Raw genomic sequence first — 9,815 nt, 5'->3', positions numbered from 1 at the left:
CCGCCCTACCCCCACCCCCCCCCCCCCCCCGTAGGGTGGGGTCCGGGCCTCCGGCCGTTGCTGTGAACTCGCAACAGGCCGGTCGGGGGAGAGGGCCCGTCGCAGCGGTATGCCCCTCCCCCGGCCCCTCCCCTGTTCGTTCCTCACGGAGAGGGGAGAAGTCGATCCCGCTTCGACACCTTCCGGAGCGCACCGCCCTCGCCCCCCACACCACCCCTCCCCCGAAGTTGGGGGAGGGGTCGACCGCCGTTGCGAGGAACGAGCAACAGGCCGGTCGGGGGAGAGGGCCCGTCGGCAACGCGCGTCATCCACCCTGCATCTGTCGCACGTACGTCTGGAAGTCCCGCAGGAACGAGGCAACGACCGTCCGCGTGGGCTCGTCGACCAGGCGGCCGTCCTCGAACTTCTGGGGGGCCTGGTTCACCAGCACGCCCGGGTGCGGCATCACGCGGGCGAGGGTGGCGTACATGATCTCGCGCAGGTGGATCTGGGCGCGCGCCGTGCCCATCATGCTGCCGCTGGCGCCCATGATGGCCACCGGCTTTCCCACGAACACCGACTTGTAACCCGGCCGCGACGCCCAGTCGATGGCGTTCTTCAGCACGCCAGGGATGCTGTAGTTGTACTCCGGCGTCACGATCAGCAGCCCGTCCGCCTCGGCGATCGCACGCTTGAGGTCCGCGACGGGCTCTGGACGCAGTTCGTCCGTATCCAGCGCCGCGTCGTAGAACGGCACCTCGCGCAGCCGGTCCCAGGGCGCGACCTCCATCCCCTCCGGCATCAGCTCCACCGCCGCATCCAGCAGCGCCCGGTTGAACGACCCGCGCCGGATGCTGCCGGCAATCCCCATCACACGCATCTGCATCCTTTTCTCATTCGAACGGGCAAGGCTACCAGGCCTCGCCCTCGCATTCCGGGCACTGCATCGCGACGAAGCGAGCCCAGTCCACCAGCTCCGCGGGTGAAGGCAGGTCGTGGGCCGCGCCCGCCACGTGCCGCATCCGCACCTCGCCCCACGGGTCCGCGACGATCATCGCCGCGCCCTCCATCCCCATGCGCATCCACAGCTTGCGCTCCGCGTCCGCCACGACGGGGAACGGGAGCCCGGCACCCTCCGCGAACCGCGCCGCCCCCTCCGCGTCACCGGGCACCACGACCACCACGTGCGCATCCCACTCCCGCAGCTCCGCGTCCGCCGCGGCGAGCGATTGGGCAACGGCGCCGCAGTCGGCGCAGCCGGCGGCGTGCACGGCCAGGATGACGGGCACGCGGCGGCCACCCGTGGGCACCAGCGGCACGGGCACACCGCCGGGCGCGGACGGGAGCCGCAGGTCTGGCAGGCGCTCGGCGGGCCTGGCGCGAAGCTCGTCCATCGATCCTCCAGGGTGAGGTTGATGACGGACAAAGCTCCACCTTCGCCCGCGATGCGCAAGGCGGGCTTGCGCCGGGGGCTATCTTCGGGCGCGGCGGAAAGACACTCGCAGAAGATGAGGGACGTGGCGGAAGACGAAAGACGGAGGCGCGCGGACGAGGCGGTCGAGGCGACGCCCGAGCTGTCGGGCGAGGTGGCGGGGATCCAGACGGCGGACGAGGAGCCACGAGGGGCGTCGCGCTTTCCGCTGGGGATGCGCTACATGGCGGCGGGCGCGTTCTTCTTCAGCATCATGAGCCTGCTGGTGAAGTACGGCGGGCAGCGGCTGCCGCCGCAGGAGATGGTGATGATCCGCGCCATCATCACCTTCATCCTGAGCGCCTGGGCGGTGCGCCATGCGCGGGTAAGCCCGTGGGGCACGCCGGAAAAGCGCAAGCTGTTGATGGTGCGCGGCATCTTCGGCTTTCTGGCGCTCTCCGCGTTCTACCACTCCATCGTCCACCTGCCGCTGGCCGACGCCACCGTCATCCAGTACACCAACCCGGTGTGGGCCGGGCTGCTGGCGGTGCCGCTGCTGGGCGAGCGGCTGCGGCGGCGCGAGGTGGTGTCCGTGGTGATCAGCATGGTGGGTGTGCTGGTGATGGTGCGGCCGTCCATCCTCTTCGGTGGCGGCACCGTACTCAATCCGGTGACGGTGGCGATCGGGCTGGCGGGGGCGATGTGCAGCGCCATGGCGTACGTCACCGTGCGCAAGCTGGGTGCGACGGAGCACCCGGCGGTGATCGTCTTCTACTTCTCGCTCATCTCCATCTTCGCCGCCCTGCCCACGGCGCTGCCGGGCGCGGTGTGGGCGACGCCTACGGAGTGGCTGGTGCTGCTGGGGATCGGCGTTTCCACCCAGCTGGGCCAGATGGCCATCACCAACGGCCTGCGCCTGGAGCGCGCCGGCCGCGCGACCGCCACCGGCTACCTGCAGATCGTCTTCGCCGGCACGTGGGGGATCCTGTTCTTCGCCGAGATCCCGGACTGGGGGACGCTCGCCGGCGCGGCGCTGATCGTCGGGAGCACGCTGGCGCTGGCGCGAGGGAAGAAGGGGTGAAGGGGTGAAGGGGTGAAGGGGTGAACGGGTGTGAGGGTGTGAGGGTGTGAGGGTGTGAGGGTGTGAGGGTGTGAGGGTGTGAGGGTGTGAGGGACCGTCAGGGCGCTTCGACATGGATCGAACTGGCGCCCGACGGTATGCCCCTCCCCCGGCCCCTCCCCGTTCGTTCCTCACGGAGAGGGGAGAACCCGATCCCGCTTCGACGGTCTCCGCAGCGCACCGCCCTCGCCGCCCCCACCACCCCTCCCCCGAAGTTGGGGGAGGGGGCGACCGCCGTTGCGAGGAACGAGCAAGAGGCCGGTCGGGGGAGAGGGCCCGTCGCGGCGCGTGGCGCTTCGACATGGATCGAACTGACGCCCGACGGTACGCCCCTCCCCCGGCCCCTCCCCGTTCGTTCCACACGGAGAGGGGAGAACCCGATCCCGCTTCGACGGTCTCCGCAGCGCACCACCCTCGCCGCCCACACCACCCCTCCCCCGAAGTTGGGGGAGGGGTCGACCGCCGCTGCGAGGAACGAGCAAAAGGCCGGTCGGGGGAGAGGGCCCGTCGCAGCGCCCCGTTCACCTCACCTCCCCAGCGCCTCCACCGCCGCGGGAAGCGCCAAACGCGCCCACTCCGCGTACGCGCGGCCGGAGGGGTGCAGGCCGTCGGAGACCAGGAACGCGGGGTCGGCGCCGGCGGCGCGGCTCTGCGGGGTGACGTCTACCCAGTGCGCGCCGGCACGCCGCGCCTCGTCGCGGTTGATGGCGTTGTAGGCGTCGATCTCCGCCGCGATCTGCGCACGGTCGCGGCCGTCGGCGAAGGGGGTGACGCTCCAGTCCGGGATGGACAGCACCACCACCCGCGACGCCTTTCCATCCGCGAAGCCGATGGCGCGACGGAGCAGGTCGGTGAACTGCGTGCGGTACTCCTCCGCGTCCCGCCCGCGGTACTGGTTGTTCACACCGATCAGCAGCGTCACCAGCGCGTACGGCCCGCGCGGATCGGCGTCGTCGATGGCGGCGGACAGCTCGTCGGTGGTCCAGCCGGTGCGCGCGATGATCCGCGGATCGCCCACGTCCAGCCCCCGCTCCCGCAGCAGCCCTGCCAGCCGCACCGGCCACCGCTCCCCCTCGTCCACCCCCTCGCCGATGGTGTAGGAATCGCCCAGCGCCAGAAATCGCATCTCCCCCGCCCCTCCGCCGTTGTGCAGGTCACCCGGCCGCGCGCACGCCGCCAGCACGAGCATCAGCCCCCATCCGATCATCCGCATCATCCCTCCATCATGCATGATCGCCGGGGCATGCGCCAGCGCCATTGGCAGGGTGCCGCCCCCAGATATATACTCCACCGGCGCCCTCGCCCTACGTGGGGCCCTCCGTGCCGCATCATCCCGCACGGCCAGCCGATCCGGACGCCGCTCTCCGCCGCCGGCCACACCCCCCAATCCACCCACGGCGCATGTGCGGAATCAGCGGATTCTGGGCCCCCACCGGCATGGACGCCGACTACGCTCGAAGCGTGGCGGGCGGCATGAGCCGGCGGCTGGGCCATCGCGGGCCCGACGGCGGCGGCGTGTGGTGCGAGGCGGCGGCCGGGCTGGCGCTGGCCCACCGGCGCCTGGCCATCGTGGACCTTTCCGACGCCGCCGCGCAGCCCATGGCCTCGCGCTGCGGCCGCTTTGTCGTGGCGCTGAACGGCGAGGTCTACAACCACAACCAGCTGCGCGAGATGCTGGTGCGGCGCGGCCACGCCTTCGCCACCCGCTCCGACACCGAGGTGCTGCTGGCCGGCGTGCTGGAGTGGGGCGTGCGGCATGCGCTGGCGCGGGTGGACGGCATGTTTGCGTTCGCGCTGTGGGACGCGCGGGAGCGGACGCTGGTGCTGGCCCGCGACCGCTTTGGCGAAAAGCCGCTGTACTACGGCTGCTTTGGCGGCACGCTTCTCTTTGCCTCCGAACTCAAGGCGCTGCGGGCCCACCCCGCCTTCGACGCGCGGCTGGACCCCGAGGCCGTGAGCCGGTTCCTGCGCCACAGCTTTGTCCCCGCCCCGCTCTGCATCTTTCAGGGCGTGCACAAGCTTCCGCCCGGCAGCTTTCTGCGGCTGCATTCGCCGGGGGATGATGCCGCGCCGGTGGCGTACTGGTCCGCGGCGGAGGAGGTGCAGGCGGCCGCGGCGGACCCCATCCGCGCCTCCCCCACCGAGGCCGCGGCGGAGCTGGAGCGCCTTCTCGCCGCCTCCGTGCGGCTGCGGATGCAGGCGGACGTCCCCGCGGCGGCGCTGCTTTCGGGCGGCATCGACTCGTCCACGGTGGCCGCGCTCATGCAGTCGCAGAGCGCCCGCCCCGTGCGCACCTTTACCGTGGGGCTGGGCGACCGCCACATGGACGAGTCTGGCCACGGGCAGGCGGTGGCGCGGCACCTGGGCACCGAGCACACCGAGCTGCGCATCGGCCCCACCGAGGCACTGGACCTTATCCCCGCCCTCCCCTCCCTTTACGACGAGCCGTTCGCCGACAACTCGCAGATCCCGGCGCACCTGATCGCCGTCAAGGCGCGCGAGCACGTAAAGGTGCTGCTGACGGGCGACGGCGGCGACGAGCTGTTTGGGGGATACACCCGGCACATGTGGCTGGGACGGCTATGGGGCGCGGCGCGCTGGGTTCCACCCGCGGCGCGGCGCCAGCTTTCGCGCGGCATTCTGCGCATGCCCCCCGGCGCGTGGGACGCGCTGCTGCGGCGGATGGCGCCGGTGATCCCCGCGCCGTTCCGGATGCGCACGCCCGGGGACCGCATGCACAAGCTGGCCAGCGTGCTCCCGGAGCTTGGCCCCGACGCCATGTACGCGCGCCTGGTGAGCCACGGAAACGGCCCCGCGAGCGACGAGGCGCTGCCTGCGGTGCCCGCGGGGCTGGACCAGTGGGGGCACCGGCTGATGTACCTGGACTGCACCTTCTTTCTTCCCGAAGACGTGCTGGTGAAGGTGGACCGCGCGTTCATGGGCGTGGGGCTGGAGCCGCGGCTGCCGTTCCTGGACCCGGCCGTCTTCCGCTTCGCCTGGCGGCTCCCCCTGGGCCTCAAGCTGGGCGCGCTGCAGGGCAAGTGGCTGCTGCGGCAGGTGCTGTACAGGCACGTGCCGCCGGCCCTGTTTCACCGCGCCAAGGGCGGCTTTGGCGTGCCGATGGCGGAGTGGCTTCGGGGGGAGCTGCGGGGATGGGCCGAGGCGCTGCTGGACCCCGCCCGCCTGCGCGGCCAGGGCCTTTTGCCGGTGGAGCCGGTGCGGGCGATGTGGGACGACCACCTGGCCCGCCGCCGCAACTGGCACATCGGCCTGTGGAACGTGCTCATGCTGCAAGCCTGGCTCGACGCGAATCCCGGCGCGTCGGTCCGCGATGAAGCGGCCGCGCTACCCGCGTAAGCCGGCATCATCACGTAAAAACCCGGGATGGATTTCCTGAGGGAGCGCCACACCGAACCTGAACCATCACAACCGCTTGCGCGCGACCGAAGGATCTCGCCGGCCTGCACGGCCAGAACTCGCGCGGCGCTCGCTCAGAGGGTGTTGCCAACCTCACCTGCTTCGAACCGAGGCGCGGTGTCATCCGGTGTCATCCTGAGGGAGCGCACCTCAACAACTTCCATAATCACACAATCTTGCGCGCGACCGAAGGATCTTTATCGGGTCGCGCGAGTCCCAGCCTCAGGAGCCGTTCAAGTCCCTCAGTCAGGCAGACAAGGTCCTTCGGTCGGCGCCAGTCCTTTGCTTGAAAGCAGATTGCGGAGCGGCGCCTCCCTCAGGAAGCCAACGCATGTGCACGGTTTAGCAACACCTTTGTCAGCCCTCACGAACTCACCGGCGGTTGAGCAAGCCCCTTCGGGCAATCAGCGTTTCCGTACCAGGACAGGCGGTGCGGATCAATCGGGGATGGTGACGAAGACGCGGCCGTCTTCCACGCGCGTCTCGAAGGTCTGCAGGGGCTCGGTGGCGGGAAGGCCGGTCGCGCGGCCGGTGCACACATCGAACGTGGCGCCGTGCCAGTTGCAGACGAGTGTGGTGCCATCCACCTCGCCGCCGTCCAGCGGCAGTTCCTCGTGGCTGCACATCCCCTGCAGCGCGTACATCTCGCCCTCCACGTTGCACAGCACGATCTCGCGCCCGCCAATCATGTATTCGCGCGCCTCGGCCTCAGGGATGTCGCCGATGGGCGCAACGTCGTATTCCGGCATCGAGTTTCCTCGTCAGTTCGTGATCTATGTGGATTCGGTCGCCGCGCAGGCGGACTTTGCGTTTTCCAGCGGCGAATGATTCCGATTGCGGATCGAATCCGGTAATCTCCGGGTTGCGGACGCGCCGGTGCATGGGACGCCGCACACGGTCGCGCCGCCGAGTCCACGAAGGTGGACTTTGTGCTGTTGTAGCGGCGAATTGATTCGCTCCTGCAGGCGGACGGCACGTTACCGGTTCAGATTCTCAATGGTCACCATTCGCTCACGCGGGCGGATGGGACGTTGCTTCGCCACCGCGGGCAGACGGCGCGTTGTCGCCCCGCATGCGGCGAGCCTCCTACGCGCGTTCCCGCAGGGCGCGCCGGCGCAGCCAGACGGCGACGCCGGCACCCGCCAGCGCGACCAGCGTGGCGCCGATCAGAACGCCGTGGCGCTCCATAAACGGCTCGTATGCGTGCGTCGCCGTCATGTCGCACCGGCGCGACGCATGGTCGTAGCTGCCGCCGCCCTCGGCGCACGCGTTCACCGCCCGCGTCTCGCGCAGGGAGACGAACGCGAGCGGAATCAGGATGAGCAGGAGCAGCAGGCGAATGCGCCGCATCCCCGTCATCGCACGCCCGCCAGGGTAAGCACGAAGAGCAGCGCCCACTGCGTCCCCACGTGGCTGTCGGCGTGGTCGAACCACTCGCCCAGCGAGTGCGCCCCGCCGCCCTGCCCACCGCCGTCGATGGTGACGGCGGGGATCCCCAGGCTGATGGGGATGTTGGCGTCCGTGCTGCTGGCACTTGCCGGCACGTCGAAGCCCAGCGCGCGTCCCGCGTCCCGCGCCGCGCGCACGATCGGCGCGTCGTCCGTCTGCCGCCCCGCGGGGCGAATGCCGATGGTGTCGATCTCCATCGTCAGCCGGTCGCCGTCCGTCCAGCGCGCGTTCTCCTCGTCCAGCGCCTGGCGGATGGCGGCCTGAAAGCGCGCGTCCAGCGCCTGCAGCGCGGCTCCATCCACGGAGCGCATGTCCACCTGCATGGCCGCCGTCATGGCGATGGAGTTCACCGACGTGCCGCCCTCGACAATCCCCACGCTAAAGGTGACGCGCGGGTCGCTGGGCACCTGGAAATCCGAGACTTTCGCGATCGCCCGGCCCAGCGCGTGCACGGGATTGGGCGCGCCAAAGTCGCCGTAGCTGTGGCCGCCGGGGCCGCGGTAGGTGACGGTGTAGCGGTGGCTGCCCACGGCGTCCTTGGTCAGCCCCAGGCCGGTGCCATCAATCGAGATGAAGTAGTCCACGCGGTCGCGCAGCTCCGTGGCGAACAGGTGCCGCACGCCGCGCAGGTTCCCCGGCCCCTCCTCCCCTACGGTTCCGACGAAGATGAGGGTCCCGCGCGTGCGCACCTGCGCCTGGTCCAGCGCGCGGGCAATCCCCAGCAGGATCGCCAGTCCCCGGCAGTCGTCGCCGATGCCGGGGCCGCGCAGCATGGTCCCCTCGCGCTTTACCGTGACGTCCGTTCCCTCGGGAAAAACGGTATCCAGGTGCCCGGAGATCACGACGACGGGCTCGCCCGGCTCTCCCGGCCGCTCGGCGAGCACGTTGCCCTCGGCGTCGATGCGCACGTTGCGCAGCCCCAGCGCCTCCAGCCGGCGGCGGTAGTCCTCGGCGCGGCGCTGCTCCTTGAAGGGCGGCGCCTCGATCTGGCAGATGGCGATCTGGTCTTCGACGGTCTGCGCCTCGCCGGCGCGCGCGGCCTCCAGTGCCTGGCGCACCCGCGCGTCGCGGTCGGGAACGCGCAGCTGCTGCGCGTGCAGGCTGGAGGCGATCAGCAGCGCCGGAAGCGCCGCCGCGGCAATGCGGACGGGGTGCTGCATGGGCAGATTCAGTCGGTGCGGGCTGGATGTTGACGGTTCCCCGCGAATGTAGGGACGGACGGCGGTGGCCGCGAGAGGGGACGAAGGTGGCGAGCGGCCGGGCGAACGCCAAGGATCTGGCGACCGCCGTGATTTGGGATTAAGCTGCCCGCGAACCCTCCTCTTCCCCACCGCTCCCCGATCCCCCCATGCCCAAGAACCGCATGAAGCTCCGCCTGGCCGCCGTCACCTGCGCCGCCGTGCTCGCCGCCGTCCCCCGCGCCGCGAGCGCCCAGGCCGCGCCGGATGAAACCCTGGTTTCGCTGTTCGTGGAGACGTGTACGCGCGACGGGGTGAGCGCCGAATCCATCATCGCCGCAATCGCGGAGCAGCCCGACTGGACCGAGGCCACGGACATCACCGTCGACGTACCGGCGCTGCGGATGGTGCCCAACCGCTCCGTCGTGGCGACGTCCTTCCGCCAGCCGGAGTCCGTGCGGCAGTGGCAGCGCAACTGGAACGGCCGCATGGTCAACGCCGTGGTCGCCACGTTCCCGCAGGGAAGCGCGCACCGCACGGTCTGCGCGCTGGTAGTCCCCGACGTGCGCAACGCGGGACCGTACATCGCCCCCATGCGCGACGCCCTGCAGGCGATGGGGCTTGTCCCCCGCCACGCCGACCAGCCGCACTATCAGGAATACGCCGGCCGCCTGTCGGACATGCGCCGGGCGCGCGTGGAGATCTTTTCCCGGTCCGGGGCCATCCGCGGCGGCCTGAACACCATGCACATCTACGTCGGCGTGGACTGACCACCGCGGCCCCGCTTCGACGGGCCCTCTCCCCCGACCGGCCTTTTGCTCGTTCCTCGCAACGGCGGTCGACCCCTCCCCCAACTTTGGGGGAGGGGTGGTGCCGGGGGCGAGGGCGGTGCGCTCCGGAAGGTATCGAAGCGGGATCGACTTCTCCCCTCTCCGTGAGGAACGAACGGGGAGGGGCCGGGGGAGGGGCACCATCGGGTGCCAGTTCGAGCCATGTCGAAGCGCCACCCGCCCCGACGGGCCCTCTCCCCCGACCAGCCTTTTGCTCGTTCCTCGCAACGGCGGTCGACCCCTCCCCCAACATCGGGGGAGGGGGGGTGCGGGGCGGGGGATGGCGTGCACCGGATGAGGTTGGGGTCGGGTATGCGGCGCGGCGGTAGCTAATTCGCCCCGCCCCGTGTGCAACGACGGGGGTGGGGCGGGGGGGGGGCCACCCCGTCGGGCGCAGTTCGATGGATGTCGCCGCACCGCGATCCGTCGGC

The 9,815-nt window shown here is 70.9% G+C and carries 9 protein-coding genes; 3 read left to right on the top strand and 6 right to left on the bottom strand.

Going from position 1 to position 9,815, the window contains the following annotated elements; genetic code table 11:
• Window positions 1-304 precede the first annotated feature (304 nt).
• Both ACOJUJ_RS10140 and ACOJUJ_RS10135 read right to left on the bottom strand, forming a co-directional pair.
• Window positions 305-865 (bottom strand): NADPH-dependent FMN reductase, encoded by a 561-nt coding sequence (locus ACOJUJ_RS10140; protein WP_420126750.1) that lies wholly within the window; start codon window positions 863-865, stop codon window positions 305-307.
• A gap of 25 nt (window positions 866-890) precedes the next feature.
• Entirely contained in the window at window positions 891-1,373 is a 483-nt protein-coding gene (locus ACOJUJ_RS10135) for a peroxiredoxin family protein (RefSeq protein WP_420126749.1), read from the bottom strand.
• A 114-nt stretch (window positions 1,374-1,487) separates the two neighbouring features.
• Here ACOJUJ_RS10135 and ACOJUJ_RS10130 point away from each other — a divergent pair, with 114 nt between their 5' ends.
• A complete protein-coding gene (locus tag ACOJUJ_RS10130) occupies window positions 1,488-2,471 on the top strand; it encodes a DMT family transporter (protein WP_420126748.1) in 984 nt (327 codons plus the stop codon).
• Between the two features lie 565 nt (window positions 2,472-3,036).
• Here the strand turns inward: ACOJUJ_RS10130 and ACOJUJ_RS10125 are convergent.
• Window positions 3,037-3,636, bottom strand: a complete 600-nt coding sequence (locus ACOJUJ_RS10125) for an SGNH/GDSL hydrolase family protein (protein WP_420126751.1) — start codon at window positions 3,634-3,636, stop codon at window positions 3,037-3,039.
• 275 nt (window positions 3,637-3,911) lie between these two features.
• Here ACOJUJ_RS10125 and asnB point away from each other — a divergent pair, with 275 nt between their 5' ends.
• Window positions 3,912-5,867, top strand: a complete 1,956-nt coding sequence (asnB, locus tag ACOJUJ_RS10120; RefSeq protein ID WP_420126747.1) for an asparagine synthase (glutamine-hydrolyzing) — start codon at window positions 3,912-3,914, stop codon at window positions 5,865-5,867.
• 497 nt (window positions 5,868-6,364) lie between these two features.
• Here the strand turns inward: asnB and ACOJUJ_RS10115 are convergent, their stop codons facing one another.
• The 3 genes from ACOJUJ_RS10115 to ACOJUJ_RS10105 form a co-directional block, all read right to left on the bottom strand.
• A complete protein-coding gene (locus tag ACOJUJ_RS10115; protein WP_420126746.1) occupies window positions 6,365-6,676 on the bottom strand; it encodes a Rieske (2Fe-2S) protein in 312 nt (103 codons plus the stop codon).
• Window positions 6,677-7,013: 337 nt separating this feature from the next.
• Window positions 7,014-7,277, bottom strand: coding sequence for a hypothetical protein (locus ACOJUJ_RS10110; RefSeq protein WP_420126745.1), 264 nt, complete (start codon window positions 7,275-7,277; stop codon window positions 7,014-7,016).
• A gap of 5 nt (window positions 7,278-7,282) precedes the next feature.
• Window positions 7,283-8,536, bottom strand: a complete 1,254-nt coding sequence (locus tag ACOJUJ_RS10105) for a M20/M25/M40 family metallo-hydrolase (protein ID WP_420126744.1) — start codon at window positions 8,534-8,536, stop codon at window positions 7,283-7,285.
• Between the two features lie 188 nt (window positions 8,537-8,724).
• Here ACOJUJ_RS10105 and ACOJUJ_RS10100 point away from each other — a divergent pair, with 188 nt between their 5' ends.
• Window positions 8,725-9,324, top strand: coding sequence for a hypothetical protein (locus ACOJUJ_RS10100; RefSeq protein ID WP_420126743.1), 600 nt, complete (start codon window positions 8,725-8,727; stop codon window positions 9,322-9,324).
• The last annotated feature ends 491 nt before the right edge of the window (window positions 9,325-9,815 follow it).

Source organism: Longimicrobium sp., assembly GCF_048594345.1.
GTDB lineage: Bacteria > Gemmatimonadota > Gemmatimonadetes > Longimicrobiales > Longimicrobiaceae > Longimicrobium.
This window is presented reverse-complemented; position numbering and strand designations above follow the sequence as displayed.

What these genes read in the sequence shown, in the direction of transcription:
- ACOJUJ_RS10140 (WP_420126750.1), bottom strand. Translation starts at nt 865, where the DNA reads ATGCAGATGCGTGTGATGGGGATTGCCGGCAGCATCCGGCGCGGGTCG.
- ACOJUJ_RS10135 (WP_420126749.1), bottom strand. Translation starts at nt 1,373, where the DNA reads ATGGACGAGCTTCGCGCCAGGCCCGCCGAGCGCCTGCCAGACCTGCGG.
- ACOJUJ_RS10130 (WP_420126748.1), top strand. Translation starts at nt 1,488, where the DNA reads ATGAGGGACGTGGCGGAAGACGAAAGACGGAGGCGCGCGGACGAGGCG.
- ACOJUJ_RS10125 (WP_420126751.1), bottom strand. Translation starts at nt 3,636, where the DNA reads ATGCGATTTCTGGCGCTGGGCGATTCCTACACCATCGGCGAGGGGGTG.
- asnB (WP_420126747.1), top strand. Translation starts at nt 3,912, where the DNA reads ATGTGCGGAATCAGCGGATTCTGGGCCCCCACCGGCATGGACGCCGAC.
- ACOJUJ_RS10115 (WP_420126746.1), bottom strand. Translation starts at nt 6,676, where the DNA reads ATGCCGGAATACGACGTTGCGCCCATCGGCGACATCCCTGAGGCCGAG.
- ACOJUJ_RS10110 (WP_420126745.1), bottom strand. Translation starts at nt 7,277, where the DNA reads ATGCGGCGCATTCGCCTGCTGCTCCTGCTCATCCTGATTCCGCTCGCG.
- ACOJUJ_RS10105 (WP_420126744.1), bottom strand. Translation starts at nt 8,536, where the DNA reads ATGCAGCACCCCGTCCGCATTGCCGCGGCGGCGCTTCCGGCGCTGCTG.
- ACOJUJ_RS10100 (WP_420126743.1), top strand. Translation starts at nt 8,725, where the DNA reads ATGCCCAAGAACCGCATGAAGCTCCGCCTGGCCGCCGTCACCTGCGCC.